The sequence below is a fragment of the Rhizobium sp. L9 genome (assembly GCF_002531885.1).
In the GTDB taxonomy this organism is placed as follows: domain Bacteria; phylum Pseudomonadota; class Alphaproteobacteria; order Rhizobiales; family Rhizobiaceae; genus Rhizobium.
The window spans coordinates 310494-337463 of sequence record NZ_NWSZ01000003.1 but is presented as its reverse complement, the minus strand read 5'-3'; the positions used below and the strand labels follow the sequence as shown (position 1 = coordinate 337463).

The following is a 26970-nucleotide window of genomic DNA, read 5'->3' as shown; positions in this document are numbered from 1 at the left end:
TCTCAGTCACTGCACCTCACTTTGCGTCTTCGCCTGGCGCCACTGATAGATCGTCCACTCGGATGTCTTCTGGACGACCTCGAACCGAGCCGAAAGAAACGGGCCGTACAGCGCCTGCAGCGGCAGGCTGTTGATTCCTGTTTTTGGCACCATGACGAACTTTACATCCGCAAAGAGCACTTCCGGTGGGATGTAGGCTTTCTCGTTGATATTGCGGTTCCAGTGAAACCATGCGGAGTCACCGGTAGGCGGACGAATGCCGAGCCCCGCTGAAAAAGGATTGGCGAAATCAAGCACGAAAACGCGCTCCGGCGGTACCGGCAATGCCTGCAGCAGACTTCCCCCGGTGATGATGTCGTCGAGATAACGCCTTATGAAGTCAGGCTCGCCGCCGGGCGGATCGATCTCCCGAACATCGTCGAAGCGCGGCAGCCCGAGAGATTGCCCAGCTTTCTCAGCCGCAAGCGATGTATGCAGAATGAGAGCTGCGGCGTGGTGTACGATCGGCGGCAACAGGAATAAGGTCGCAAGCAGCGGCAGAGCCGTGGCAGCAAGAGCCAAACCTCCCGCCCTTCTCCCTTCATCGCCTTGCTGAAGCCACGCGGTTTTCTGCGCCAGAACGACTGCACCGCAGTAGAGCGTGATGATGCCCCAGCTGTGGGCGTTCTGGTTGATGATCGCCAAGCCGGCGCCTACGCAGAACCCGGAGAAGAGAAAATCTCGGAAGCTGCGGGTTTGCCAGATGGCGATCAAAGCGAAGGTCGTAAATACGACGAGGTCGGAAAGGTTCTCACGTAGGTTCTTCAGGATGCTGCCGAGGTCATGGCCGCCGCTGACACGCGCCGCCGCCCGCAGATCCTCAATGTGCTGAGCGGTTGCGCCCCAGAAGAACTCGATGGCGATCATGGCCAGCCCCGTCAGCAGCAGGGCGGTCACGACCCAGCGGCGCTGCTGCCGATCCAATAGGATGATCACGAGAAAGGCGGTTCCAGCAAGCCCGTAGGTCGCCTTGGTGTAGAATGAGACGAGCAGAAGAAAGACGGCGGCAAGAGTATCGGCGGCATCGCTTCGCCCGCGCGCGGGCTGCGGCGTCAGATACATCACCAGCAGCAGGCCAAGCGCGACCCAACCGATGCGGTTGTAAAACATCGCGAAGGATGGATACCAGATGGAACTGCCGAGATTGATCGGCGCCGCGAGGATGAGAATGAGGAATATGCCGAGCGCGGCCGCCAATGACGGGCTGAGGCGGGACACGAGAATGCGGATCATCGCCGGGATGAAGGCGACGACAACAATAGCCATTCCGACGGGTATGGCAGCGCCGAAATTCCCGGTCAGTTGATATCCAGCCGCCGGAAGATAAAAGACGAGTGGCCCGAGCGCGGTGTGGAAATCGCGATTCGGCACCTGACCGAACGTGATGCGGTGCGCACCGTCGATAAAGACCAGCACGTCATTGATAAAGGCGGCGTTGATGGTCCTCCCGGGCAAGGCAAGCATGGCTGCGCAGGCCAATGCTGTTAGAATGATTGCGCCTTCGGCCGACGGCAACCGCCGTATCCTCGCCGCCGGTCGCTTGCTGGCACCTGCGCTCGTTCCGATGGCCGCGTAAGCGGCGTGATTGCCCGGTTCCGTCACAGCCGCAACCTCTTGAAGATCGGTTCCGGGATTAACCGGATCGCCGTCATGAGCGGCCGCCATATGCGTCTGACATAGACGACGTCCCCGCCTCTGCCTCCCTCCGCGACAGTAAAGATCTTCTGCGCGACCTCCCGAGGTTCGGCTGTGAGAAGCGGCGGCAGCTTCATGCCATGCGTCATGCGTGTCCGAACGAAACCCGGCTTCACGGTGAGCACGCGCACGCCGGACCCGGACAGCCGGCTTCTCAGGCCAGACAAGTAGGCGGTCAACCCGGCTTTTGCGGCGCCATAGACATAGTTGGACGCGCGTCCGCGATCTCCGGCGACGGAGCTTATGCCGACGATGGTACCTGATCCCCTTGCCGCAAAACGTTCTGCCAGAAGGCCAAGAAGCAAAGCTGGTCCTTCGAAGTTCGTCCGCATGATCATGGCGGCGTGCTCGAGCTGCCGTTCTGCGCGAGACTGCTCGCCCAGTTCGCCGACAACGCAGACCACCGTGTCGGGCAGAGGCGAAACGACGCCCACAAAATCTTCGAACTGGCTCGTGGCGAGGATATCGAGTTCGTGAACCAGGACATTAGCGCCGGTCCGCGCGCTGATGTCGTCGGCCTCGCGCTGTACGGCGGAGAGCTTTCGTCCGGTGAGAAGCACATTCCATCCGGCCTCCGCATAGATCAGCGCCGTCGCGCGACCGATATCCGACGTCCCGCCTATCAGGAGCAATGTCTTGCAGATCCCCGTCATATGCCGAGCCTCTTTGCCAAGCGGGAATTAAAGTGACGATCGGCGCCCGTTATTTTGCGTAGCTCTTTGAACGCAGCCAGCCGAGGGTAACCGGCCTCGAATGTGTGACGTGACTGTCGTGCATCCTTGGCGAGATAGAGCCGCCCCCCTGCCTTGACAACCAGCTCGTCGATTTCGTCGAGCAGCCGGAACACTTCCTGCGTGACGGGAAGGTCGAGTGCGAGCGTGTAGCCCGGGGCAGGAAAGGACAGCAGCCCGCTCCCGCGCCCCAGCTTCTTCAGAACGGCAAGAAAGGAGCCTTTTCCCGAGCGCGCAAAGCGCTCGAGAATGCCACTCAGGACTGCCAGCGCATCCTCGGCAGGAATCACGCACTGATGCTGCAGAAAGCCCCTCCTGCCATAAAGCCGGTTCCATTCAAGGATACCGTCCAATGGAAAGAAGTATTTATCCCAGTGAACCAGCGACGTCTTGGCCGCCTTTCGCGCTCCCGCCCTGAAATAAAGCTCGTTGAAGGCTGCTACGCTTGTTTTGTTGAGCACCCATTGCGGCAGATCGAATGGCAGTGAAAACCTCCCCGCGTTTTCCGCTGCAAAACGATCGGCCTTCGGCATGCCGCCGACCTCGTCCAGCGACGCGTGTTCGCCGGCGAAAATCAGCGAGCGTCCAAGGGAAGCGCCTTGCAAAAGGCAATCGATCCAGGCAACCGAATAAGTGGCATCCTCGGTCTGCTGCAGCGCCTTCAACGCCTCGCCAAGGTTTTTCGTGACGATCGTCTTTTGCGCGATCCAGCCGGATTCGATCGGTCTCAAGCGGAAGGTCGCTTCCGCGATAATCCCGGTCATGCCCATGCCACCGACCGTCGCGAAGAAAAGCTCAGGGTTGCGCGTGCGGCTACAGGTGAGGATCTCTCCGCCGGCGACCACCAGCTTGAGCTCGCTGACATGGTCACCGAACCCGCCGTCGCGATGATGGTTCTTGCCGTGCACGTCAGAGGCGATCATCCCGCCGACTGTGACAAATTTGGTGCCCGGTACCACAGGCGGAAAATAGCCTCTCGGGACAAACGAGCGCAGAATGTCCGAGAGCATTACGCCCCCTTCCACGGTCAGCGTCGCATTGGTGGGATCGAAGCTCCGAATCCGGCTCAGCCCACGGCACATTAAGGTGGAGTGTTCGCCGATCGCCGCGTCACCATACGAGCGCCCATTTCCGCGCCCGATCAGTCCCACGCGAGCCGCCACGGTGCCTGCAAGCGCTTCCGGCAGCCGGCAGTCGATCGTCTCGCTCTCATGGTGCGGATAGCGTCCCCAGCCCTCCATGAGTTTGTCACGCCTCCTCTGGTTTGAAGACGAATTTCCGGTCCAATGCGTATTTGGAGATGTAGCCGATCGCCAAGCCGAGCGCTCCGCCGGTGTATTTTGCGAGGTCCGTCTTCCAGACCGTCCAAAAAGCAATTTCAAACCCCCAGAATATGAGCGTCGTCAGAACACTGAACAGGCCGTAAAGCGCCACCTTGAGCATCTCGTCGCCGTATGACGTGTAGCCGTCGAAGAAGATCCATCTTTTGTCGAGGACGTATTTCAAGCCGAAGCCGGCAGCAGTCCCTGCGAGCATAGATGGCATGAGGCTCGGCGACGGGGCCAGCTGCATGACACTAGCCTGGACCGCGAAATTGGCGGCCGTGGAGAGCATGGCAAAGGCGAGGTAGCGGGTTGCGAGGCTGGCAGAAGTGCTTCGCTCTGAACACTGACGACCCATGCGACCACCTCACATCGCGGCGATGACAAGTGCGCCGGCAACGCCGAGCGTGGCAAGGCTGACCTTGTCCTTCATCGCGAAGACGACTGGATCGTCATGCATCTGCCCCCGATGGGCGAGCATGAGGATGCGGGCAATCCAGCAGGCAAGGATCGGCCCGGCCAACCACAGCATAGCTGGCCTAGTGTAGATGTCTTGGGCACTGTCGCTTGCGGCATAGAGGGCAAATAACGTCAGCGCGTTCATTCCTGCTCCAGCTGCCAGGGCACCCACCATACCGATATCCGCCTTCCTGTAATCGCGGTTTCTGGAGTCCGGTAGGTGCGCGGCGCGTCGCGAAATGAGCTCGGTGTATCGCTTCACCAAAGCGAGCGAGAGAAACCAGCTCATCATGAAGGCAAGCAGCCAGGGAGATGGCCACACCGAGACGGCGGCAGCGCCGCCGATCACCCGTGTGGTGTAAAGGGAGGCGAGAGCCACCACGTCCAGGATCATCTTCCGCTTGAGGAAGAAAGAATAGGCGGTGGTCAAGGCGAAATATCCCGCCAGCACGAGCACAAAGACCGATGAAACCATGGCGGCGACCGTTAGCGCCAGCAAAAGCAGGATCGGGATTGCCAGAACGGCGCGCGACAGCGGTATCTCGCCACAGGCAAGGGGTCTGCGGCATTTGGTTTTATGGCGGCGGTCGTCCTGCAGATCGACCAAGTCGTTCAGGAGATAAACGCCCGAGGCACAGAGCGAAAAAGCCACCAAAGCCAAGCAGGCATTCGCAAGGCTATGGAGCTCAAAGAGTTGATTTGTCAGCAGCGGGACAAATACCAACGCGTTCTTGACGTATTGATGCACTCGCAACGAACGCGCCCAAGTCCGCCATGTCGGTTTGTCGTGGCTCAGATGCTCGACGTTCTCGCATTGGTACGAAAGCGCTCGCGCAACTGCCGCCGATGTCCTTATGGCATAAGACTTTGCGGCGTGGCGCCAGACTGCCAAGTCGGCCGAGTCGTTGCCGATATAGTCGAAGCCACCCTCTCCGAAGGCGGCGACGAGTTTTGCCGCCTTTAGCTCGGCGACACAATTCATCGTCTCGCTTGTTGCAAACCAGCCGGTGAAGAGGCCGAGGTGGTCTGCAACCGCGCAAACCAGGCGCTCGTGGGTTGCAGAAGCGAGATAAACCGAACGCCCCTCCTCCCGTGCGGTCTTGATGACCTTCAGCACTTCCGCGTCATAGGGAAGGATGGATGGATCGAAATCCGCCGGCTGAGACAGGCGGTGCTTCAGACAGGCCTTTCCGGCGGAAAGCGACCTGATGAAATCGACGATCGAATGGGGCCGACGGCTAAGCTCCGAGAAGGCCGCCTCAATTAGCAAGTCGGATCGGACCAGGGTGCCGTCAAGATCAACCACTAATGGGCGGGGCGACAGCGATCTTTGCAGGTCCGGTGGACTGTGCACCGACAATGCCGCAGGCTCAGGTTGAGGCCACTGGTCCTCCTCGGCTCTCGGCAGAAAATCTCTTCGTAGCTGGAATTCGTGATGCAGCTCGTTCAAAGGATTTCCCTTATGCTTCGAAACCGTGAAAGCTCGCCGAACCACGGCTAAGCAGTTTAGTTCCATCACCAAAATGGGTGAGGTGCCGCCGGGGAGAACCTTATCGGAGGTTGAGTTTTTCTCGTAAAACCGAGAGTATCTCCGCAGATCCAGAGGTTCAGGCCCCGGAGTTGGTTCCGAGGAACTTGCACAGACGTTACAGCGTTTCTGAATATCATTTTCAGCTCGGCTGTTCGCAACATCCCAGCCTCTTCCCAGGGCCGCATGACAACACAACAGATAATCGCCTTTTCTGTCATCGGGCTCATGATGGCGGTCTTTATATGGGATCGCTTCCGCTATGATGTTGTCGCGTGTTGTGCGCTTGTATTGGCAGTCGCGACCGGCATTGTGCCGCCGGAAAAAGCGTTTTCCGGATTTTCGGATGACATCGTCATTATCGTTGGCAGCGCACTGGTCGTCAGCGCAGGCGTAGCGCGGTCAGGCATTGTGGATTCGGCAATCAAGAGATTTTTCCCGAACCTGGATACGTTCTACACGCAGCTTGCGCTATTGATGATTGCCGTGGCGATGCTTTCTGCTTTCATTAAAAATATCGGCGCGCTTGCGATCATGATGCCGGTCGCCTTCAAGTTCGCGAAAAAATCCGGCGCCTCTCCTTCAAAATACCTGATGCCGATGTCGTTTGCCGCTTTACTTGGCGGATTGATGACGCAGATTGGCACCTCGCCCAACATCGTCGTTTCACGATTGCGGGAGGAGATGACGGGGACCTCCTTCACCATGTTTGACTTCACGCCGACAGGTGGTGTTCTCACGATTGTTGGCATCACCTTCCTCTTGTTCTTCCACTGGCTGGTGCCAAGCCGCACCAAGCAGAACAGCTCGATTGAAGATGCAATCGAAATCAAGAATTACACCAGCGAAGTCGCGATCACAGACCAGTCAACTCTGGTTGAGCAGGCGCTGAGCGATCTCCTGAAGCTCGGTGATGGTGAGGTCATAGCCACGGCTGTGCTACGGGGTGGTACCCGAATGGCTGCATTCCCTGATCTCACGCTTCGCACTGAGGATATTATCATGCTGGAAGGTCCATCGGCAGCGATGGACCGCATTGTATCCCAGGGGAAATTGAAGCTTTCCGGCAAGCCTCTGGCGGAAGGCGGCCATCCGGAAGCAGACATCATTTCGCTTGAGGCAATCGTTAGTCAGGAATCATCCCTCGCTGGCCTTTCGGCCAAAGAATTGGCGCTTTCCTACACGCGCGGCGTCAACCTTTTGGCGATTAGCCGGCGCAATGAACGCCTCAAGGAACGTCTTGGAAACTTGACCATCAGCACCGGTGATGTGCTCCTTCTGCAAGGCAACCGGAAAAGCCTGACTGCCCTTCTGCAGGATTTCGGCCTGCTGCCACTCGCACAGCGCGAGGTGCTGCTTGGCACCCGCCGCCGTGCCTTCATTCCGCTTCTTATCCTGGCGCTCGCGATGGCAACGACCGCGGCCGGCCTCGCGCCGGTTCCGGTGGCCTTCTTCGCAGCCGCCCTGGGCATGGTCGTTTTCCGAGCTGTTCCACTCGCGGATGTCTATAGATCGGTTGATGGTCCGATCCTCGTAATGCTCGCAGCCCTTATTCCCGTCTCGGATTCGTTGCGCACCTCCGGCGGCAGCGATCTGATTGCCGGCTGGCTGAGTGGGGCGGCGATGAATCTGCCGGCATGGGGTGCGCTCGGCCTGATCTTGGTGACCGCCATGGCCGTTACTCCCTTCCTCAACAACGCTGCAACGGTCCTTGTCATGGCACCGATCGCCGCAGGCTTCGCAACGGGTCTAGGCTTCAAACCGGAAGCCTTCCTGATGGCGGTGGCCATTGGCGCGGGTTGCGACTTCCTCACGCCTGTCGGCCATCAGTGCAACACGCTCGTCTTCGGTCCTGGCGGTTACAAGTTTTCCGATTATCCGCGGCTCGGCTTGCCGCTGTCGGCGTTGATTATTCTCGTCAGCGTGCCGGCGCTGCTATTTGTCTGGCCCGTCAACTAGTGTGGAACGACGCCTCACTTCCAAAAAGTCGTGCGTGACTGCCGCAGCGCCGCAAGACAGCGAAAACGGAGCAATGGACATCGCTTAAACCTTCAACTCCCCCTCCACCAGCGCCACCCAGTAAGCCGCCCCGTATCCAAGCGCCTCATCGTTGAAATCATAAGCCGTGTTGTGGTGCAGCGCACCGTCAACCGCCGGTCCATTGCCCAGCCAGACATAACAGCCCGGCGCGTTCTGCGCGAAGAAGGCAAAGTCATCTCCGGCCGTCGATGGCGGAAAACTCCTCCGCACTTTTTCACCAAAGACGATGCCGGCGGCGGCAAGCGCCCGTGATGTCGCATCCGCATCATTGACGACAGGCGGTATCCGCCGCTCAAAACGATAGTCGGCCGATACGCCGTACATCGCAGCCGTCCCACTCGCCAACCGGGCGATCTCGGTCTCCAGCTGGTCGCGCACCTCAGGCGAATAGGCCCGTGCCGTTCCGCCGATCTCCACAATATCGGGAATGACGTTCAACGCCTTGGCATCGCCGGCCTGCAGAAAGCAGGCGCTGACGACCGCGGGCTGCAGCGGGTCGACCACGCGGCCGACGATCGTCTGCAGCGATGATAGGAAAGTACCGGCTGCCGTGATCGGATCACGGCCGAGATGCGGCTTGGCGCCGTGCGTGCCGACGCCGCGAAAGGTGATGCGCCAGCTGTCGGAGGAGGCGAGCTGCGGTCCCTCGACCACGGCGATCTCGTCGACCGCAAGCCCCGGCATATTGTGCAGGCCATAGACGGCATCGCAGGGAAAAAGCCGGAAGAGCCCCTCCTCGACCATACGCTTCGCCCCGCCGCGGCCTTCTTCGGCCGGCTGGAAGAGAAAATGCACGGTACCGGAAAAATTCCGCGTCGCCGCCAGATACCGCGCGGCGCCGAGCAGCATTGCCGTATGGCCGTCATGGCCGCAGGCATGCATCTTTCCGGGCACTGTCGATCTATAGGGCCGCTCCGCCATTTCAGGCATGGCGAGCGCATCCATATCGGCTCTCAGCCCGATCCTGCGCGTGCCATTGCCGACCTGCAGCGTGCCGACGATGCCGGTGCCGGCGAGCCCGCGATGCACGGCGATGCCGGCCTCCTCGAGAAGCTTCGCGGCGATACCGGCGGTGCGCTCTTCCTCGAAACCGAGTTCCGGATGGGCGTGCAGATCGCGGCGCAAGGCGGTGAGGAACGGCAGATCGTCGTTGATCCGGGCAGGAATACTCATGGGCTGGATATCCCTTCATGTGAAACGGGCGCCCGAACGGCGCCCGCGTCAGATCATTCGTTTTTCATCAAACAGCTGGCGAGTTCAACCCTCAAGCTTCTTCGACGAATACCTCCTCGCGCTTCTTCCTGACGCTCGGCAGGAAGACGACGATGAGCACGGCGACCGCGATTGCCAGAAGCGTGGCGCTGATCGGCCGAGTGATGAAGGTACTGGGGTCGCCGCGCGACAGGATCATGGCGCGCCTGAGATTCTCCTCCAGCAGCGGGCCGAGCACGAAGCCGAGCAGCAGCGGCGCCGGTTCGCAGCGCAGCTTGGCCAGCACATAGCCGATGAGGCCGAAGAAGGCGACGGCATAGAGGTCGTAAACGTTGGAATTGACGCTGTAGACCCCGATCGAGCAGAAGGCCATGATGATGGGGAAGAGTACGTAATAAGGCACCGTCAACAGCTTCACCCAAAGCCCGATCAGCGGCAGGTTGAGGATGACGAGCATCAGATTGCCGATCCACATCGAGGCGATGATGCCCCAGAACAGCGCCGGCTGCTCGGTGGCGACGTTCGGGCCTGGCACGATGCCCTGGATGATCATGGCGCCGATCATCAGCGCCATCACCGGATTGGCCGGAATGCCAAGCGTCAGCAACGGAATGAATGAGGTCTGCGCTCCGGCATTATTGGCCGATTCCGGCCCTGCGACGCCGGCAACCGCGCCCTGGCCAAATTCCTTCGGCGTCTTCGACAAGCGCTTTTCCACCGTATAAGAGGCGAAGGAAGCGAGGATCGCCCCGCCACCCGGCAGGATGCCGAGTGCCGAGCCGATGGCGGTGCCGCGAATGATGGGCGCGATCATCTCCTTGAATTCCTGGCGCGAAGGCAAGAGGCCCGATACCTTGGCCATCAGCACCGTTCTTGTCGACTCTCCCTCGAGATTACGCAGGATTTCAGCGACGCCGAAGACGCCGACGGCGAGCGCGACGAAATTCAGCCCGTCCGCATATTCACGGATGCCGAGCGTAAAACGCGGCGTGCCGGTATAGATATCGGTGCCGACGAGGCCGAGCAGCAGCCCGAGCGCCACCATCGCCAGCGCCTTGACGACCGAGCCATGCGCCAGCGCGATCGAGGAAACGAGGCCGACGATCATCAGCGAGAAATATTCAGCCGATCCGAATTGCAGCGCGATGTCGGTCAGCGGCGGCGCGAAGACCGCAACGAGGAAGGTCGAGACCGTACCGGCGAAGAACGAGCCGAGCGCGGCAATCGCCAGCGCCGCCCCCGCCCTGCCCTTGCGCGCCATCTGATAGCCGTCGATCGCGGTGACGGCCGAGGAGGATTCGCCCGGCATGTTGATGAGGATCGCCGTTGTCGAGCCGCCATATTGCGCGCCGTAGTAGATGCCGGCGAGCATGATGAGTGAGGAGACCGGCTCGAGCTGGAAGGTGATCGGCAAAAGCATGGCGATCGTCGCCGTGGCGCCGATACCGGGCAGTACGCCGATCAGCGTGCCGAGCAGCACGCCAATCAGGCAGAAGAGGAGATTATCGAGGGTTGCCGCCGTGGCAAAGCCGAGCGCGAGATTGCTGAAAAGATCCATCGCCGCCTCCTAGAACCGGACCCAGGGGCCGAAACGCTCGAACGGCAGTCCGAGCCCATAGCTGAAGACGGCGACCGAAAAGACCGTCAGCAGCAGCGACAGGATGACCGCGAACACCAGATTCATCTTGCGCGACGCAAAGCAGGCGATAAAGGCGGTGAAGAACAGCGCCGGCGCAAATCCGAGCCCGCGCACCGTCAATCCGAAGAAGACGGGAGCCGGCAGAATGAAGAGCATACCGCGCCAGGCGAAGGGATCGACCGGCTCCCCCTCCACACGCAGCGCCTGAATGAAGATGATCGCGCCGAGAAGTATCAGCGCGCAGGCAAGGATAAACGGAAAATAGCCGGGGCCCATGCGCAATGCCGTGCCGAGGTCGAGCCCGACCGACTGATAGGCAAAGAAAGCGCCGATCGCGACGAAAAGTGCACCGCAGATCGCATTGGTGCTATCGAGACTGATAGATTTCATGGTGTCTCCTGAAGTTGGAGATGGTTCTCGTGATGCCGTCACTGCCGCAATGGCCCCTCATCCGTCTGCGGGCACCTTCTCCCCGCTCGCGGGGAGAAGGGAACATGCCGCAGCCTCTCCGTCCCCCGCCACGTCTCGCATGGCACGTCCCCTCTCCCCGTTTAGGGGAGAGGGTTAGGATGAGGGGCTATTCCTGGCACATCCCTCACTAGTCCGCATATTCCCCGGCAGCCTCGATCACCGGCTTCCAGCGGGCTATCTCGCTTTCGAGCTTGGCTTTCAACGCAGCAGGCGTTGCATCTGCATCGGAAGACGGCGCCGTGCCGAGTTCGGCGAAGCGGGCGCTGACATTCGGATCCTTCAGCGCCAGCTGCAGCGACTTGGACAGGCGCTCGTTGATCGCGGCTGGCGTACCCTTCGGTGTGTAGATGCCGTGCCATATGCCCACTTCGAAGCCCGGCAGGCCGGCTTCGACAGCCGTCGGTACATCCTTCAACACCTCGAGACGCTTCGGCGAGGTCACCGCATAGGCCTTGATCGTGCCGCCCTTAATCTGTTTCGTCGTGTTGGTGGTCTGGTCGCACATGATATCGACCTGGCCGCCGAGCAGATCCGTCATCGCAGGGCCGGTTCCTTTATAGGGTACGGTCGTGAGTGGCGTCTGGATGGCGCTCATGAACATCATGCCGCAGAGATGCGAAGCCGCACCGATGCCGGCATTGGCGACCGTCACCTTGTCCTTGTTGGCCTTGACGTAGTCGATCAGTCCCTTGAGATCGCTCGGCTCGAAATCCTTGCGTGCGACGATCGTCATCGGCACCTCGGTGACGAGTCCGACATATTCGAAGGCGCCGAGCGTGTCGTAGGCGAGCTTGCGATAGAGCGTGGCGCTGGTCGCCATGCCGATATGGTGCAGCAGGATGGTGTAACCATCGGGATCGGCGCTCGCCACCCGGCCGGCGCCGAGCGTGCCGCCGGCGCCGCCGACATTTTCAACGACGATCTGCTGGCCGAGATCCTTCGACATGGATTCCGCCACAAGGCGCGCAACGGTGTCGGTGGGGCCGCCCGCCGCAAAGGGGACGACCATGGTGATGGTGCGTTCGGGGTAGGTCTGCGCCGAAGCGACGCCGGCGAGAAGAGAGACCGCGGCAGCCGCGGTCAGGCCGAGCACGGCCTTCAGGATTTTCATCGTTTCCTCCCTGATGAAACAGCCGCCCCGCCGACACATCCTCCGCCGGGGATGACCTATTTGCCGCCGAGAGAAATCGCGCCGCAATCGTTACCGTCGCTTCCGCAAGATGATTCTGCGGCGGTGCAATGCAGCATGGGTCGATTTGGAAACAAACGGCATAGGCGATGGGTGGATTTCCACCCAACGCGCAACGTTCCGGGGCTGGAGCACCATTGTCCCGGAGAATGCACGACGCAAACGAGGATCAGCTTTCGGTAGTCAGCATCCGCTTGTCGAGGCCGTATTTCTGCATCTTTTCGTAAAGGGTCTTGCGGGAGATGCCGAGGGATTCATAAACAGGCCTGAGGCTGCCGCCATGCGCCACGAGCGCGCTGGCGATAATCCCTCGCTCGAATTCGGCGACCCGCTCTGCAAGTCCGATTGCCTCCTCGGTATGCCGTCCGCCATTGTCGAGACCCAGGACCAGACGGTCGGCGGCATTCCTCAACTCACGCACATTGCCGGGCCAGTCGCGCTGGGCGATGTCGGAGATCACCTCCGGCGGCACGGCCACCTCGTCGCGGCCGTAGCGGGCGGCCGCTTCCCGCACCAACTGCAGAAAAAGCAGCGGAATGTCCGCCCGCCGCTGCGACAGCGACGGCACATGCAGCGTCGCGACGTTCAGTCGGTAAAACAGATCGGCGCGAAAGCGGCCAGCGGCTACCTCCGCCTCTAGGTCTACTTTGCTCGTCGCGATGAAGCGCACGTCGAGCGGCACGACCTCGTTCGATCCGAGCCTGGAGATCACCCGCTCCTGCAGCACCCGCAGGAACTTCGCCTGCAGGTCGAAGGGCATAGAGCCGATCTCGTCGAGCAGGATGGTGCCGCCGCGGCCATGTTCGAACTTGCCGTAACGCGGCCTGACGGCGCCGGGAAAGGCGCCGGCCTCATGGCCGAAGAGCTCGCTTTCGATGAGGTTCGCCGGCAGCGCGGCGCAATTGATCGCAATGAACGGCCGGCTCGCCCGGGCACTGATATCGTGAAGTGCGCGGGCCACGACCTCCTTGCCCGCCCCGGTATCGCCGACGATCAGCGTATCGGCATCGCTGGCGCCGATCGCGCGGATGCGATAGCGCAGATCCACCATCACCTGCGTGCGCCCCGGCAGCCGCGCCTCGATGTCGTCGCGTTTGCCGGCAACCGCCTTCAGCAGTCGGTTTTCGAGCACCAGCCCGCGCCGCTCCATCGCTCGGCGAATGACGCCGGCGAGCATTTCAGGCGTGAACGGCTTCTCGATGAAATCATAGGCGCCTTCGCGCATCGCCTTGACCGCGAGCTGTACATCGCCGTGGCCGGTGACGAGGATCACGGGCACCTCCTGATCGATCTCACGGATCTTCTGCATCAAAGTCATGCCATCAATGCCGGGCATTCGGATATCGCTGACGACGACGCCGGGAAAACTGTAGCCAATCAGCTCCAGCACATGTTCGCCGCTCGAAAAGGTCTCGACGCTGAAGCCGGAGAGTTCCAGCGCCTGCGCCGTCGAGCGGCGCAATTCTTCCTCGTCGTCGACGAGCAGGATCTTCGCATCATTCATTCAGCCGCCTCCGGAATCAGCCCTGCCGCCGATTGCAGCTCGATGCGGAACACCGCGCCCCCTTCGGAATGATTGGCAGCCGTCAGGCTGCCACCGAAATCCTTGACGATGTTGTAGGAGATCGAAAGCCCCAAGCCGAGCCCCTTGCCGACACCCTTGGTCGTGAAGAAGGGATCGAAGATGCGCTCGGCGATCGCCGCCGACACGCCGGGTCCGTGATCGCGCACCGTCAGCACCACCTTGCCGGCCTCCTCGAAGGCCGAAACCTCAATGCGCCTGTCATCCAACCCCTCCACCGCATCGGCCGCGTTGGAGATCACATTCACCAGCACCTGCTGCAGCCGCACCGAGCCGGCGCGCACCACCGGCGGCTGCGTGCCGAGATCAAGCCGAAGCTCGGCGTCCGCCGCCTTCAGCCGCCAGGCGATGATCTCGAGTGTATCGCGCATCGCCTCGTCGAGTGAAACGGGCCCGAGCTTCTCGTTGGGCTTGCGGGCAAAATTGCGCAGGTGCCGGCTGATTGCGGCCATGCGGTCGATCAACCCGCCGATCCGCCTTATATTGTCGCGCGCCTCCTCCGTCCGGCCTCGATCGATCAGCACCGAGGCACTGTCCGTATAGGTCTTGGCGGCGGCGAGCGGCTGATTGAATTCATGCGAAAGGGCAGCCGACATCTGCCCGAGCCCAGCGAGTTTGCCCGCCTGGATGAGATCGGCCTGGGTCTGGCGAAGCTGCTGCTCGGTCAACCGCCGCTCGGCGATCTCCTCCTCGATGCGGCTGTTGACGCGGGCAAGATCTGCCGTGCGCTCCTCCACCCGCCGCTCGAGCTCACCCCGCGCTTCGGCCTGCATCTGCATGCGCTCGGCAAGTCGCGCCCGCCGCTGGCGAATGACCGCGACAGCAAGGCCGGCGATGCAAAGGATGAGAAAGACGGCGACAAGCGCGGTGCGCGCCTGAGCGCGGATGGAGCTTGTCTCCATCAGCACATTCACCGTCCAGTCCTCGGCCGGCATGTAATGCGACAGCACCAGATACTCGCTTGCGCCCCGATCACTCGCAAGCGTCATCAGATCATGCGGCTCGAAGCGATGGCGCGTCACCGGCAGCGCCGTCAGCTTCGCATTGGCGTATCGCCGCGACGCCTCGGTCCGGGCAATACGATCGGCGGTCAGCGGCAGGATCGCGCCATAGAGCCATTCCGGGCTGCCGGACATGAAGATGATGCCCTCGGGATCGGAGACGAAGATCTTGTATTCGCCACCGCTCCAGGAGGATTCGATCATGTCGATATCGACCTTGAAGACGATGACGCCGCGAATGTCCGCACCGACCCTGATCGGAGCCGAAAAATAATATCCTCGCTTTAGCGATGTGGTGCCAAGTGCGTAAAACCGCGCCTGCCGGCCTTCGATCGCCTCCTGGAAATAGGGCCGGTAATTGAAATTCTGGCCGACGAAGCTCCCCGGTCCATCGTAATTGCTCGCCGCGATCGTCTCCCCGTCCGGCTTCACCACATAGATGTCGGAGGATTTTAAAAGCCCGTTGATCTCCTTGAGATAGAGATTGGCCGCATCACGCAGCGCCATATCGTTGGGCGCGCTCACCAGTTCCTTGATATCGTCGTGATCGGCGATCAGCGCCGGCAGCGCCTCGTAGCGGTTGAGGTGGCCGCTGAGCGCCGAGACGGCGAGGCGCAGCGCCGTTCCCGCCTGAGCGGAAGCCTCCTGCATATAGGCGCGCGTCGCAATCGCGCTTCCATAGGTGAAGAAGGCGAAGATGACGAGCGGCACCAGCAGCAGCGCCGCGATGGCACGATATTTCGAAGACAGATCCGGCTCCTCCCTTTCTGCCTTCACTCCCCAGCAAGGCATGCCCGACGGCTCAGTTTAATGAGGCAAGCGAGGATTTCCAAGGGCTCACCGGAACTTGACACTCGGCAGGGACGGATGTCCTATTGCTGCACCGCAAGGAAACCCATTCATGAGCGACGACCAGACGCCCGCCGACAGCAAACTCACCAACTCCAAGCGCCGCTGGGCGTCAGAGGGCAAGTTCCTGACCGGGCGCATCAGCAGGCCCGAGACCGAGCGCCTGCCGCCCGGCCAGCACCTCGTCAAGAATTGGCCGGTGCTCGATCTCGGCCAGCAGCCGGTCATTTCAACCGAGAGCTGGCGGCTTGAAGTGCGTGGTTTGGTCGAAACGCCTCTCACCCTCACCTGGGCCGATTTCCAGGCGATGGAGCAGAGCACTGGGGTGAGCGACATTCACTGCGTCACCACTTGGTCGCGTTATGACAACAACTGGAAAGGCGTTTCGACGCGGGATCTGCTCGATCGCGCCATGCCGAAACCGGAAGCAGCCTACGTGATGCTGACGAGCTATGACGGCTACACCACCAATCTGCCGCTCGCCGATTTCGCCGCCGAGGATGCGATCCTGGCGACCTCCTGGGACGGCCTGCCGCTGACACCGGAGCACGGCGGCCCAATGCGCCTCGTCGCGCCGCATCTTTATTTCTGGAAAAGCGCCAAATGGCTGCGCCGCATCGAGTTGCTCGCCGCCGACGAGGCAGGCTTCTGGGAAAAGAACGGCTACCATATGTATGGCGATCCGTGGCGCGAGCAGCGCTATTCCGACGACTGAGCCTTCGGCCGCAGGAAGCGGCGAAGCGTCAGGATGGCAAGCCCCAACATGGCGGCCAACCCCGTCAGGGACGCCATGCTGGCAGGATGAAGCGGCACCTTGCTCCAACTCGGCTTGATGATATTGGCGGTATTGAATGCCTCGCCGCTGAACTGGCAGGTAATGAAGGCAAGCCCGCGACCCGCCATCTCGGCGTCGATGGCCGATATGATTTCGCCCGCCGCGGTTGCCTCCCGCGGCATCTCACGCATCGCCAGCAGCACGGCTTTCGTCGCCGCGAGATAGGCATGGGCGCATTGGTTGAACGGGCTCTCCTCGTCCGTCACGCTGCCGGGCATCCGACCCCAGAGGCAATAGGAATACTGGATTTCGGCGTAGTTCAGGACACGCCGGAACGATTCGTTCGTATCGGCCGCCCGTGACGCCAGCATGCTGATGCTGCTGCGATACTCCGAAATGATCGCCATCTCGCCGTGGGAAATTGCCGGAATATCGAGCCCGGTATCGGAGCCGCCAGAGCTGCTCCCATGGCCGAAAGCATTTCCGATAAACATTGGCAACAGGCTCGCGATGAGACCGAGAAAAGCAAACCTGCCAATATGCTGCATCACCGGAACGCCGGCCGCAGTCCACTCTTGGCGGCAAGACCCCTTTCTGCCAGCGCTCCGAAAACCAGACCGAGCGTTGCCCAAAGGATCGCATGCATGCCGAGCGAGGTGGTGCGGAACCGCCAGAGTACCATCGCCGAGAAATTCTCGGGCACCTCGTTGATCGGCGGCAACAGATAAAGCACGAAGCCGATGAAGACGAGATAGGCGATGCCGGCGATGATCGCGCCGTTCCAGAGACCGAAGCGCTCGCCAAGGCGGCGCGACAGCGCGACCGCGGCAACCAGCGAGGCGAGCGAAACGACAATCATCAGGAAGAACAGCTCGGTCCTGACGCCGATCGTTTCGGGATTGCCGACCGCCGGGGGGTTGGCCGGATATTTGATTCCGGGAACAAACACCACTGCCACGAAGGCGGCAATGGCGATAACGGCCGAGGTGCCGCGCGCCGAGAGGCTGCTGAAGCGGCCATGTACGAAGGCGAAGGCGAGCGAAAAGAGCCCGCCGACGGCGATACTGTAGGCCATGACGCCGGTGAAAAGGCCGAGACCAGCCTGCGTGGCCCGGCTGACGATTTCAGGTTCGGCAGCTTCGCCCGCCGCCTGGGCGCTCGCCTCCTCGAAGGCGATTGCCGCATCGACCAGCGGCTCGCCGAAGATATGGGCGAAAGCGAAAACGAGGATACCAGCAATCAGGCCCGCGAGCATGCCGCGAAGCAGAAGCTTTCCAACCATGTCAATATTCCCCCTAAGCATGTCGCGCAAAAGTGTGCAGCGGTTTTGCGATAACGACATGCGTAAACAAAGACCTAAAGCGCGAAAAGCGAATCTGAAAGATCGCGATGCGCTTTAGTGGCAGGGAAAGCCGAGCAGATGGCGGCCGTCATGCACGAATTCGTGCACATACATGCCGTTGAACAGCGCCATCGCGCCTTCCTCGGTGCCGACGAAATAAAGAACGATGAGCATCAGCAGGCCGCCGAAAACCGCCCAGGGCAGGATTTCCCCTACAGGGATTGGCGCCGGTGCCGCAACGGGCGCGAAAGTGGTGTCAGACATGTATCCCTCCGGAATGACGCGTTCAGTCGAAAGAGTGTTGTGCGGCAGGGTCTGACTTCCAGCGTAAAGAACTTCGAAACGCTGGTCACAGTGGCGCGACCGCGCCGGATTTCCACCGGCTTCCAAACCCGCAACAGCACGGTTATATCTGGACGCCGAAGAGACTGTCAACGAAACTTCGAGACGCCGGCGAAGGGTCGTCCCCACCATATTGCGAAGATCGGAACAACCGTGAATACCCGCCTCACCTGGATCTGTCACGGCGCCACGGCGGCGAGCCGCAAGGCCCTGTTCCCGCTGGATGAGCCGCTGGAAGACAAGGCCGCTGAAGAAGCCGGCCGGATGACCGCCCTGCCTCGCGCCGACCGGATCGTCACGAGCCCGGCTTTGCGTGCCCGCCAGACCGCTACAGCCCTCGGTCTCGACGCTCAAATAGAACAGCGGCTTGCCGACTGCGACAATGGCCGCTGGGCCGGCAGGCCGATTGCGGCAATCGGCACCGAAGAGCCGGAGAACCTCATGGCTTGGATGAGCGATCCGGAAGCCGCCCCACATGGCGGCGACAGTTTTCTCGGTCTGCGGACGCGCGTCGCCGGCTGGATGGATGAACAATCCACGCTCGGCGGTCATGTGATAGCCGTCACCCACGCATCGATTATAAGAACAGCGATTGCGCATGTGCTTCAGGCTCCCCTCCCCTCGTTCTGGCTCGTCGATGTCGAGCCGCTGGTGGTCGTTCGGATGACCAGCAATGGACAGCGCTGGTCGCTGCGCCTCTAGAGAATTAGACATCCCTCATACTATCCAGCCTTACGCAAGCAAATCGCGTCATCTCTATTGAACCGGGTCTGACCGGGACTACTTCCTTGTCCCAAGGAGACGGAAGCTATGGCATATGATTGGAGTGGGGAGCGTACGCGGCGCCTGCGCTTGATGAGGGTCGTGACGCTCACCTTAGTTATGGTCGGTCTGGTCGTCAGCGTTCCGCTGCTGATCGTCACCGCCTGAAGAGCGAGACAGGGCGAGCGATGCGACAGCACGCTCGCCCTCGTTCTTTCGTGGGGCTCCCCTCGTCTTGAATCCGGACATCCTCTAATCTTCCAAGCAGCACCAGCGAAACGCCGTAGCGCAGCCGAGGTCCGGACAGCACCGCAACGGACGGGCTGCCACCTCCAACAATTCGCCTTATGGTTTCAACGAACATTTCAGATTTTCGTGATAGTCCGGCAGAGGGTGGAGATGGAGAATGCGATAATGCCTGCGTTTTTTCGAAGCAGGGCCGGAAGGCAATGCGTGTCGGTTGTGGTTTTCGGAGTAACCCTCTGGATCCTCGGCACGGTGCTGCACTTCGACGACCGCCTCGTCTCCTTCATGACCAGTTTCGGCGAGTACGGGGCGGATAAGCTCGTTCTGGCTCTCGGCATCGCTGGCGCGATGAGCTTCATCTATTCGGTGCTGCGCATCGCCGACCTGCGCAAGGAAATGGAGCTGCGCGCCACCGAACAGGCTAAGGCCGATTGGACGGCAACCCACGACCATCTGACCAAGCTGCCGAACCGCTACGCCTTCGAGCGCAAAATCCTCTCACGGCCGGTCAGAAGCGGCGAGGCCGAGATCGAGGAATGGGACGACAACGTCACGATCTTCTCCGTCGACCTCGACGGCTTCAAAAAAGTCAACGATCTCGTCGGCCACAAGGGCGGCGACGTGTTGCTGGTCGAAGTTGCCAGACGCATCTGCGCGCTTGGCAACGCGGATTGCGTTTACCGCTTCGGCGGTGACGAATTCATCATCGTCGCCTTTTCCCTGACGGCAGAGCGCGAGGAGCGTTTCGCCAAGTTGCTGATCCAGGCCGTCACCCGGCCGATCCATATCGATGGCTTTGCCGTCGAAGTCGGCGCCAGCGTCGGCTACGATCGCTGGCTTGAGGGCAGCGAGCCGCTGGAAGACGCCGCCCACCGTGCGGATCTGGCCATGTATGAGGCCAAATCACGCGGCCCTAACAATTATCTCGTCTTCGAAGCTTCGATGCAGGACAAGGTAACGGAACGCGCCTCTCTGGAAAGCAGGCTGCGCGCGGCAATCGCCGACAAGGCGATCATGCCTTTCTATCAACCTTTGATTGATTTGAAAACTGGCCAGCTTTGCGGTTTCGAAGCCCTCGCGCGCTGGGTCGGCGAGGATGGTATCAATATTTCGCCGCCTGTTTTCATCGACATTGCCGAGGAGACCGGGATGATCACCGCCCTGTTCGAGGATCTCCTTGCGCAGGCCTGCGGCGATGCGCTCACTTGGCCAGCTCATGTCACTTTGTCCTTCAACGTGTCGCCGGTGCAGATGGAAGACAGGCTGCTGGCCTCCCGCATCCTCAAGGTCCTTTCAGCAAGCCGGCTGCCGCCGCAACGCCTGGAGATTGAGATCACCGAAAACGCGCTGATCCAGGATCCCGCTATCGCCGCCATCATTCTCGAAGAGCTGCATGCGGCCGGCATCCAGATCGCTCTCGACGATTTCGGCACGGGCTATTCGAGCCTTGCCCAGCTCGCCCGCTACCGCTTCGACAAGATCAAGATCGACAAGAGCTTCATCGCCACCTATCGCGATGACGAACGGCAGGAAAAAATCGTCCGCGCCATGCTTGGCCTCAGCAGAAGCCTCAACATCAAGACGACTGCGGAAGGTGTCGAGGAGCATGGCCAGCTTGCCTTCCTGCTGCAGCTCGGCTGCGACATCGGCCAGGGCTATCTTTTCGGTAAGGCGATGCCCGCCGCCGAGGCGAGCATCTTCATCCGCGATCGCAACGCCAATCTGGCGTCAACCGCCTGACCCTCGCGTAATTCGACAAAACTGCCCCAAGGCTGCCACGCACCGTCAGCATGTGGCGCTCGGGCGGCCATGCCTTTCCGGCGGGAGTTTCGGCGCTAAGTTCGGTCATCGTGACGACTGTGCGGAGTCTCTGAAGACATGTCATCCACCGACCTCCTCCTGACATTCAACGCCGGCTCATCGACGGTGAAGGTCGGCGTCTTCTCGATTGATGGTGCCGATGCACGACACCTAGGAAAGGGCGTCATCGATCTCCGCGCCGAGCCGCTTTCGCTTGTCCTGACCAAGGGATCGCAGACATTCGATATGCCGCTGAAGGCGGAGGTGACGGACGATCTGCACCGGGTCATCGACGAGACCTTCACGCGTCTCGCCGATCACTTCGATATGGCAGCGGCGGCCGTAGCCGGCCACCGCGTCGTCCATGGCGGCGAGCGCTTCACGAGCGCCGTCGCGCTTGATGACGCCGCCACCGATGGGATCGAAGCGCTGATCCCGCTCGCGCCCCTGCACCAGCCGCAAGCGCTGCGCTTCATCCGCGCGCTCCGCCATCTGAAGCCGCATCTTGTCCAGACAGCCTCCTTCGACACGGCCTTCCATGCCACGCAGGACGATCTCGTGCGCCGCCTCGCCATACCCCGTTCCTTGCATGAGGAGGGCATCAAGCGTTACGGCTTCCACGGGCTTTCTTATAAGTTCATCGCCAGTGAACTCGCTCGCAAGGCGCCGCATACGGCAAGGGCTGTGGTCGCCCATCTCGGCAGCGGCGCCAGCCTCTGTGCGATGGAAGACGGCATCAGCCGCGATTGCAGCATGGGCTTTTCGACCCTCGGCGGCATCCCGATGGCGACACGCCCGGGCTGCCTCGATCCCGGCGTGATCCTGCACTTGGCAGGAGAGAGAAAACGGTCCCTGGGTGAGATCGAGGATTTGCTCTATCACCGCTCAGGCCTGCTCGGCGTCTCCGGCATCAGCGCCGACACGCGCGATCTGTTGAAGGACGGCCGGCCGGAAGCGCGCCAGGCGATCGACCTTTTCACACTGCGCATTGCCGGCGAGATCGGCCGCATGGCGGTAACCCTCCGCGGCCTCGATGCCGTCGTCTTCACCGCCGGGATAGGCGAGCATCAGCCGGAAATCCGCGCCGGCGTGGCGAAACACCTGTCCTGGCTTGGCCTTTCGATCGACGAGAAGGCCAATGCAGCTAATGGTTTAACGATCAGCACCAGGGAAAGCCGCATGGTCGCCTATGTCATTGCCACGGACGAAGAACAGGTGATCGCCGATGAAGCGCTGTCCGTTCTTCGCGCCCGCTGATCCAGATCAATGGCGCGCCGGCGCTAACGGCTAGAACTGACGTTGAACGTGTTTTCGAACGGGAGAAGCCAATGGAAAAGCATGTCTCGACCGCCGCCGCCCTGACCGATGCTGAACTCACCCTGATCGACCGCTACTGGCGGGCCGCCAACTATCTCTCGGTCGGCCAGATCTACCTGCTTGCCAATCCGCTGCTGCGCGAGCCGCTGAAGTCAGAGCACATCAAGCCCCGTCTGCTCGGCCACTGGGGCACGACGCCCGGCCTCAACTTCATCTATGCGCATCTGAACCGCCTCATCCGAGCCCGCGATCTCGACATCATCTACATATGCGGCCCCGGTCACGGCGGGCCGGGCATCGTCGCCAACACCTATCTCGAAGGCACCTACAGCGAAATCTATCCCGATATTTCCGAAGACGCCGAGGGGATGCGCAAACTCTTCCGCCAATTTTCCTTTCCCGGCGGCATTCCGAGCCATGCGGCGCCGGAAACACCGGGGTCGATCCATGAGGGCGGCGAACTCGGCTACGCCCTCGTCCATGCCTATGGCGCCGCCTTCGACAATCCCGACCTCACCGTCGCCTGCATCGTCGGCGACGGTGAGGCCGAAACCGGGCCGCTCGCCGCCAGCTGGCATTCCAACAAGTTCCTCAATCCCGCCCGCGACGGCGCCGTTCTGCCGATCCTGCATCTGAACGGCTATAAGATCGCCAATCCGACCATTTTAGGCCGGGCGGGTGACGACGACCTCCGACGTCTCTTCGAAGGCTACGGCTACGAGCCGCTTTTCGTCACCGGCCATGAGCCGCGCGACATGCACCAACAAATGGCTGCGACGCTGGACCGGGTCTTCGAGCGCATCCGCGAGATCCAGGAGCAAGCCCGCAGCGGCAAGAGCACAGCCGGCTGCCCGCGCTGGCCAATGATTGTGCTGCGCAGCCCCAAGGGTTGGACAGGCCCAAAGGAGGTCGACGGCAAGAAGGTGGAAGATTTCTGGCGAGCCCACCAGGTGCCGGTCTCCAACTGCCGCGGGAATGACGACCACCGCAAGATTCTCGAGGACTGGATGCGCGGCTATGATCCCGAAGACCTGTTCGGCGCCGACGGCCGGCTGAAACCGGAACTGCGCGCCCTTGCCCCCGCTGGCAAACGCCGCATGGGCGCCAATCCGCATGCCAATGGCGGCTTGCTGCGCAAGGAATTGGCCGTGCCCGATATTCGGGATTATGCAGTCGACATCGGCAGGCGCGGCAGCGTTGTCGCCCAATCGACGGAGATCCTTGGCCATTACCTGCGTGACACGATGAAGCTCAACGCCAAGGCGGCAAACTTCCGCATCTTCGGCCCCGACGAGACGGAATCGAACCGCCTCGGCAGCGTCTTCGACGTCACCGACCGTGTCTGGATGGAGGACATCCAACCCTATGATGTCCACCTCTCCCGCGATGGGCGTGTCATGGAGGTGCTCTCCGAACATCTCTGCCAGGGTTGGCTGGAAGGTTATCTCCTGACTGGCCGGCACGGCCTCTTTTCCTGTTACGAGGCCTTCATCCACATCATCGATTCCATGTTCAACCAGCACGCCAAATGGCTGAAGGTGACGCGCGAGCTCGAATGGCGAAAGCCGATATCATCGCTGAACTACCTGCTGACCTCGCATGTCTGGCGACAGGACCATAACGGATTCAGCCATCAGGATCCTGGTTTCGTCGATCTCGTCGCCAACAAGAAGGCCGATATCGTCCGCATCTACCTGCCGCCGGACGCCAACAGCCTGCTCTGGGTCGGCGATCATTGCCTGCGCACCTATAACCGCGTCAACGTCATCGTCGCTGGCAAGCAGCCGGAGCCGCAATGGCTGTCGATGGACGAGGCGGTGAAACATTGCGAGGCCGGCATCGGCATCTGGCACTGGGCAAGCAACGAGGAGGACACGATCTCGCCTGATCTCGTCATGGCCTGCGCCGGCGATGTCCCGACGATGGAAACGCTCGCCGCCGTCGATCTTCTGCGCAAGGCCATTCCCGAGCTGAAGATCCGCACCGTCAATGTCGTCGACCTCCTGGCGCTGCAATCCAGAGACCAGCATCCGCACGGCCTTGCCGACGAGGCCTTCGACGCGATCTTCACCGCCGATAAGCCGGTCATTTTCGCCTATCACGGCTATCCCTATCTCATTCACCGCCTGACTTATAAGCGCGCCAACCACGAAAACATCCACGTCCGCGGCTTCGTCGAGGAGGGAACGACGACCACGCCTTTCGACATGACCGTCCTTAACGAACTCGACCGCTACCATCTCGCCATCGAAGCCATCGAGCGCGTGCCGGGCCTGAAGGAGAAGGCGAAGGACGCGCTGGCCGCCTTCCGCGGCAAGCTCGCGGAACATCATGATTACGTCAGGGAACATGGCGAGGACATGCCGGAGGTGCGGAACTGGATGTGGCCGGCCGCGTGAGACATCTGCGACTGACGCACGCGATGTCGGATGACCGAATGCCGGACCCTATGCCCGTTCAAGCCGAGCTTTTTCGTTCATCCGCCAGACCCGCGGCGTTTCGCCCGTATATTTCAGGAAGAAGCGCGAGAAATAGGCGGGATCAGCAAAGCCGAGGCGAAATCCGATCTCCTGAACGCTGCCGATGGTAAAGACGAGCTGGCGCTTCGCCTCTTCGATCAATTTCCCGGCGATCAGCTCATGCGGGGTGCTTCCCGTCATGGAGCGAACGATACGGGTGAGATGCGTCGACGAAATGCCGAGTTCCCTGGCGTAGAAGGACGCCGGCCTGTGCGATCGAAAATGCTGCTGGATCAGTTCGTCCAGCATCTCCATTCGCCGCTCGTTCTCGTTTGACGGAAGCTCCTGTGCATGTCCTTCATGCGAAATCCGCGCCGTCAGCCGCAACGCCAGCCCGACATAGGCAGCCAACACCTCGTTGCGGCCACCGCGGCGGTTTTCGAATTCGTCGCCGAGCCGCCTCAGCGTCTGCATGACATAGGCAGCCTCGGCGTTATCGGGAGCGAGCGGCGTCAGAAGCGGCATCGCCAGCCACTCGCCCAGCTGGCTTCGCTCGCCTGGCGGGTGGCTAAGATGGGACCTCAATATAGTGATCACCAGGCCGTCGATATCACGTGAGAAGCGAAAGCCGTGATTGAGCCCAGGGGGAACCGTGATGATCGCAGGCGGGCAGATGGCGTGGTTCCTGTTGCCGAAGATCGCATCGCCCGAACCGGCTTCGATGTACAATATCTGAAAGAAGCTCTCGTGGCGGTGAAGCCGAATTTCCCATTGATGCAGGCTGCTGCGGGAGCGAATTGTTTCGCAATGCAACCAGAATTCCGGAGATCGCCCGGTATTTTCGCCATAGAGCTCGTAGGTCGGTATATGCCTGCTCATCGGCTCTCTCCTGTGCCAATGTTCGATAAGTGCAATTTTTCGGTCGGAATGTCCATTGTTGCGGCAATGGCGGCACGGCAGAATCTGACAAAACGCAAAAATGCGAGGGAGGAAGCATTTGCGAACTAAGGTCGCCATCATCGGTTCGGGGCCATCCGGCCTTCTGCTCGGTCAGCTTCTGACCGAAGCTGGAATTGACAACGTCATCCTCGACCGCGTGAGCAAGAACTATATCCTCGGCCGCGTCCGCGCCGGCGTGCTGGAGGAAGGCACTGTCGGGCTGTTGGACGAGGCCAAAGCTGGAAGAAGATTGCATGCCGAGGGCTTGCCGCATGACGGCTTCTCGCTAGCCTTCGACGGCCGCGACCATCGCATCGATCTTCACGAATTGACCGGCGGCAGGCGCGTGACCGTTTACGGACAAACCGAGGTGACGCGCGATCTCATGGAGCGGCGGGAAGCTTGTGGCGCCCTTTCGATCTATGATGCCGCCGATGTGGCTCCGCATGATATCGACCGTGGCTCGCCCTTCGTTACCTATGCGAAGGATGGTATCGGCCACCGCATCGATTGCGATTTCATCGCCGGCTGCGACGGCTTTCATGGAATAAGCCGCAGAGCCGTTCCCGAACGGGCGATCCGAAGTTTCGAGAAGGTCTATCCCTTCGGCTGGTTCGGCCTACTCGCCGACGTGGCGCCGGTCAGCCATGAACTGATCTACGCCAACCACCCGAGGGGCTTCGCGCTCTGTTCGATGCGCTCGGCCACGCGCAGCCGCTACTATATCCAGTGCCCGCTTGACGCGAAGATCGAAGACTGGAGCGACGAGCGCTTCTGGGACGAGTTGAGACGGCGCCTGCCGGCCCATCACGCCGAAGCATTGACGACCGCCCCATCCTTCGAAAAATCGATCGCTCCGTTGCGCTCCTTCGTCGCCGAGCCCATGCGTTTCGGACGGCTCTTTCTCGTCGGCGACGCCGCCCATATCGTGCCGCCAACCGGCGCCAAGGGGCTGAACCTTGCAGCTAGCGATGTCCATTACCTGTTCTGCGGGCTGCTCGAGCATTACCGCGAAGGCTCCGACAGCGGCATCGACGCCTATTCGCAGACGGCGCTCGCCCGCGTATGGAAAGCCGTGCGGTTTTCCTGGTGGATGACGACCATAATGCACCGATTTCCCGATACCGGCGATTTCGATCAGAAGATCCAGGAAGCCGAACTCGACTATCTCACACATTCCCGTGCGGCCTCGACGGTGCTCGCGGAAAACTACGTGGGATTGCCGTTCTGA

General features: G+C 61.1%; 22 protein-coding genes and 1 riboswitch. Of the genes, 7 read left to right on the top strand and 15 right to left on the bottom strand.

The window, feature by feature from the left end; translation table 11 throughout:
• Positions 1–6 precede the first annotated feature (6 nt).
• The 5 genes from CO660_RS03480 to CO660_RS03460 are packed head-to-tail and all read right to left on the bottom strand — an operon-like array spanning position 7 to position 5696.
• On the bottom strand, positions 7–1704 hold the full coding sequence (locus CO660_RS03480) for a hypothetical protein (protein WP_245421286.1): 1698 nt from the start codon (positions 1702–1704) through the stop codon (positions 7–9).
• Positions 1638–2387 carry an SDR family oxidoreductase gene (locus tag CO660_RS03475; RefSeq protein WP_097597394.1) on the bottom strand — a complete coding sequence of 250 codons (750 nt, stop codon included), beginning with the start codon at positions 2385–2387 and terminating at the stop codon, positions 1638–1640. The genes CO660_RS03480 and CO660_RS03475 overlap by 67 nt, the downstream gene beginning before the upstream one ends.
• Entirely contained in the window at positions 2384–3706 is a 1323-nt protein-coding gene (locus tag CO660_RS03470) for an FAD-binding oxidoreductase (RefSeq protein WP_097597393.1), read from the bottom strand. Before CO660_RS03470 ends, CO660_RS03475 begins: the two co-directional genes overlap by 4 nt.
• A 7-nt stretch (positions 3707–3713) precedes the next feature.
• Positions 3714–4145, bottom strand: a complete 432-nt coding sequence (locus CO660_RS03465) for a GtrA family protein (RefSeq protein WP_097597391.1) — start codon at positions 4143–4145, stop codon at positions 3714–3716.
• Between the two features lie 9 nt (positions 4146–4154).
• The gene (locus CO660_RS03460) at positions 4155–5696 is read right to left on the bottom strand and encodes a UbiA family prenyltransferase (protein ID WP_097597390.1); all 1542 of its coding nucleotides are present in this window, start codon (positions 5694–5696) and stop codon (positions 4155–4157) included.
• A gap of 264 nt (positions 5697–5960) precedes the next feature.
• Here CO660_RS03460 and CO660_RS03455 point away from each other — a divergent pair, with 264 nt between their 5' ends.
• Positions 5961–7733 carry an SLC13 family permease gene (locus tag CO660_RS03455; protein WP_097597388.1) on the top strand — a complete coding sequence of 591 codons (1773 nt, stop codon included), beginning with the start codon at positions 5961–5963 and terminating at the stop codon, positions 7731–7733.
• Positions 7734–7817: 84 nt separating this feature from the next.
• Here the strand turns inward: CO660_RS03455 and CO660_RS03450 are convergent, their stop codons facing one another.
• From CO660_RS03450 to CO660_RS03425, 6 genes are all read right to left on the bottom strand, one after another.
• Positions 7818–8987, bottom strand: a complete 1170-nt coding sequence (locus CO660_RS03450; protein WP_097597386.1) for a M20 aminoacylase family protein — start codon at positions 8985–8987, stop codon at positions 7818–7820.
• Positions 8988–9078: 91 nt separating this feature from the next.
• Positions 9079–10584: a tripartite tricarboxylate transporter permease gene (locus tag CO660_RS03445; protein WP_086083013.1), complete on the bottom strand. Its 1506-nt coding sequence runs from the start codon at positions 10582–10584 to the stop codon at positions 9079–9081.
• Between the two features lie 9 nt (positions 10585–10593).
• Entirely contained in the window at positions 10594–11055 is a 462-nt protein-coding gene (locus CO660_RS03440) for a tripartite tricarboxylate transporter TctB family protein (protein WP_097597384.1), read from the bottom strand.
• 208 nt (positions 11056–11263) lie between these two features.
• Positions 11264–12247 carry a tripartite tricarboxylate transporter substrate-binding protein gene (locus tag CO660_RS03435; RefSeq protein WP_097597381.1) on the bottom strand — a complete coding sequence of 328 codons (984 nt, stop codon included), beginning with the start codon at positions 12245–12247 and terminating at the stop codon, positions 11264–11266.
• Between the two features lie 247 nt (positions 12248–12494).
• Entirely contained in the window at positions 12495–13829 is a 1335-nt protein-coding gene (locus CO660_RS03430) for a sigma-54 dependent transcriptional regulator (protein WP_097597379.1), read from the bottom strand.
• Complete coding sequence (locus CO660_RS03425; RefSeq protein WP_259668404.1) at positions 13826–15700, bottom strand: sensor histidine kinase; 1875 nt, start codon at positions 15698–15700, stop codon at positions 13826–13828. The genes CO660_RS03430 and CO660_RS03425 overlap by 4 nt, the downstream gene beginning before the upstream one ends.
• Positions 15701–15809: 109 nt before the next feature.
• Between CO660_RS03425 and CO660_RS03420 the strand changes: the two genes are divergently transcribed.
• Positions 15810–16472, top strand: coding sequence for a sulfite oxidase-like oxidoreductase (locus CO660_RS03420; protein ID WP_097597378.1), 663 nt, complete (start codon positions 15810–15812; stop codon positions 16470–16472).
• Here the strand turns inward: CO660_RS03420 and CO660_RS03415 are convergent.
• From CO660_RS03415 to CO660_RS03400, 3 genes are all read right to left on the bottom strand, one after another.
• A complete protein-coding gene (locus CO660_RS03415) occupies positions 16457–17026 on the bottom strand; it encodes a hypothetical protein (RefSeq protein ID WP_245421284.1) in 570 nt (189 codons plus the stop codon). The two genes, CO660_RS03420 and CO660_RS03415, sit on opposite strands and share 16 nt — an antisense overlap.
• Before the next feature lie 53 nt (positions 17027–17079).
• Complete coding sequence (locus CO660_RS03410; RefSeq protein WP_097597373.1) at positions 17080–17814, bottom strand: CbtA family protein; 735 nt, start codon at positions 17812–17814, stop codon at positions 17080–17082.
• A 114-nt stretch (positions 17815–17928) separates the two neighbouring features.
• Positions 17929–18138: a CbtB domain-containing protein gene (locus CO660_RS03400; protein WP_085779300.1), complete on the bottom strand. Its 210-nt coding sequence runs from the start codon at positions 18136–18138 to the stop codon at positions 17929–17931.
• A gap of 25 nt (positions 18139–18163) precedes the next feature.
• Positions 18164–18313: riboswitch (cobalamin riboswitch) on the bottom strand.
• 56 nt (positions 18314–18369) lie between these two features.
• Here CO660_RS03400 and CO660_RS03395 point away from each other — a divergent pair.
• The 4 genes from CO660_RS03395 to CO660_RS03380 all read left to right on the top strand — a co-directional run bounded on the left by CO660_RS03395 (position 18370) and on the right by CO660_RS03380 (position 24740).
• Positions 18370–18918 (top strand): histidine phosphatase family protein, encoded by a 549-nt coding sequence (locus tag CO660_RS03395; RefSeq protein WP_097597371.1) that lies wholly within the window; start codon positions 18370–18372, stop codon positions 18916–18918.
• A gap of 474 nt (positions 18919–19392) precedes the next feature.
• Entirely contained in the window at positions 19393–20964 is a 1572-nt protein-coding gene (locus CO660_RS03390) for a bifunctional diguanylate cyclase/phosphodiesterase (RefSeq protein ID WP_097597369.1), read from the top strand.
• Positions 20965–21102: 138 nt separating this feature from the next.
• Positions 21103–22281: an acetate/propionate family kinase gene (locus CO660_RS03385; RefSeq protein WP_097597367.1), complete on the top strand. Its 1179-nt coding sequence runs from the start codon at positions 21103–21105 to the stop codon at positions 22279–22281.
• 71 nt (positions 22282–22352) lie between these two features.
• Positions 22353–24740, top strand: a complete 2388-nt coding sequence (locus CO660_RS03380) for a phosphoketolase family protein (protein ID WP_097597365.1) — start codon at positions 22353–22355, stop codon at positions 24738–24740.
• 48 nt (positions 24741–24788) lie between these two features.
• On the opposite strand, the gene CO660_RS03375 is transcribed toward CO660_RS03380, so the two are convergent.
• The gene (locus tag CO660_RS03375) at positions 24789–25679 is read right to left on the bottom strand and encodes a helix-turn-helix domain-containing protein (RefSeq protein ID WP_097597363.1); all 891 of its coding nucleotides are present in this window, start codon (positions 25677–25679) and stop codon (positions 24789–24791) included.
• Between the two features lie 118 nt (positions 25680–25797).
• Between CO660_RS03375 and pobA the strand changes: the two genes are divergently transcribed.
• Positions 25798–26970 (top strand): 4-hydroxybenzoate 3-monooxygenase, encoded by a 1173-nt coding sequence (gene pobA / locus CO660_RS03370; protein ID WP_097597361.1) that lies wholly within the window; start codon positions 25798–25800, stop codon positions 26968–26970.

What these genes read in the sequence shown, in the direction of transcription:
- CO660_RS03425 (WP_259668404.1), bottom strand. Translation starts at nt 15,700, where the DNA reads ATGCCTTGCTGGGGAGTGAAGGCAGAAAGGGAGGAGCCGGATCTGTCT.
- CO660_RS03415 (WP_245421284.1), bottom strand. Translation starts at nt 17,026, where the DNA reads ATGTTTATCGGAAATGCTTTCGGCCATGGGAGCAGCTCTGGCGGCTCC.
- CO660_RS03420 (WP_097597378.1), top strand. Translation starts at nt 15,810, where the DNA reads ATGAGCGACGACCAGACGCCCGCCGACAGCAAACTCACCAACTCCAAG.
- CO660_RS03400 (WP_085779300.1), bottom strand. Translation starts at nt 18,138, where the DNA reads ATGTCTGACACCACTTTCGCGCCCGTTGCGGCACCGGCGCCAATCCCT.
- CO660_RS03475 (WP_097597394.1), bottom strand. Translation starts at nt 2,387, where the DNA reads ATGACGGGGATCTGCAAGACATTGCTCCTGATAGGCGGGACGTCGGAT.
- CO660_RS03430 (WP_097597379.1), bottom strand. Translation starts at nt 13,829, where the DNA reads ATGAATGATGCGAAGATCCTGCTCGTCGACGACGAGGAAGAATTGCGC.
- CO660_RS03440 (WP_097597384.1), bottom strand. Translation starts at nt 11,055, where the DNA reads ATGAAATCTATCAGTCTCGATAGCACCAATGCGATCTGCGGTGCACTT.
- CO660_RS03375 (WP_097597363.1), bottom strand. Translation starts at nt 25,679, where the DNA reads ATGAGCAGGCATATACCGACCTACGAGCTCTATGGCGAAAATACCGGG.
- CO660_RS03410 (WP_097597373.1), bottom strand. Translation starts at nt 17,814, where the DNA reads ATGGTTGGAAAGCTTCTGCTTCGCGGCATGCTCGCGGGCCTGATTGCT.
- CO660_RS03385 (WP_097597367.1), top strand. Translation starts at nt 21,103, where the DNA reads ATGTCATCCACCGACCTCCTCCTGACATTCAACGCCGGCTCATCGACG.
- CO660_RS03465 (WP_097597391.1), bottom strand. Translation starts at nt 4,145, where the DNA reads ATGGGTCGTCAGTGTTCAGAGCGAAGCACTTCTGCCAGCCTCGCAACC.
- CO660_RS03480 (WP_245421286.1), bottom strand. Translation starts at nt 1,704, where the DNA reads ATGGCGGCCGCTCATGACGGCGATCCGGTTAATCCCGGAACCGATCTT.
- CO660_RS03390 (WP_097597369.1), top strand. Translation starts at nt 19,393, where the DNA reads ATGCCTGCGTTTTTTCGAAGCAGGGCCGGAAGGCAATGCGTGTCGGTT.
- CO660_RS03445 (WP_086083013.1), bottom strand. Translation starts at nt 10,584, where the DNA reads ATGGATCTTTTCAGCAATCTCGCGCTCGGCTTTGCCACGGCGGCAACC.
- CO660_RS03435 (WP_097597381.1), bottom strand. Translation starts at nt 12,247, where the DNA reads ATGAAAATCCTGAAGGCCGTGCTCGGCCTGACCGCGGCTGCCGCGGTC.
- CO660_RS03455 (WP_097597388.1), top strand. Translation starts at nt 5,961, where the DNA reads ATGACAACACAACAGATAATCGCCTTTTCTGTCATCGGGCTCATGATG.
- CO660_RS03470 (WP_097597393.1), bottom strand. Translation starts at nt 3,706, where the DNA reads ATGGAGGGCTGGGGACGCTATCCGCACCATGAGAGCGAGACGATCGAC.
- CO660_RS03450 (WP_097597386.1), bottom strand. Translation starts at nt 8,987, where the DNA reads ATGAGTATTCCTGCCCGGATCAACGACGATCTGCCGTTCCTCACCGCC.
- CO660_RS03380 (WP_097597365.1), top strand. Translation starts at nt 22,353, where the DNA reads ATGGAAAAGCATGTCTCGACCGCCGCCGCCCTGACCGATGCTGAACTC.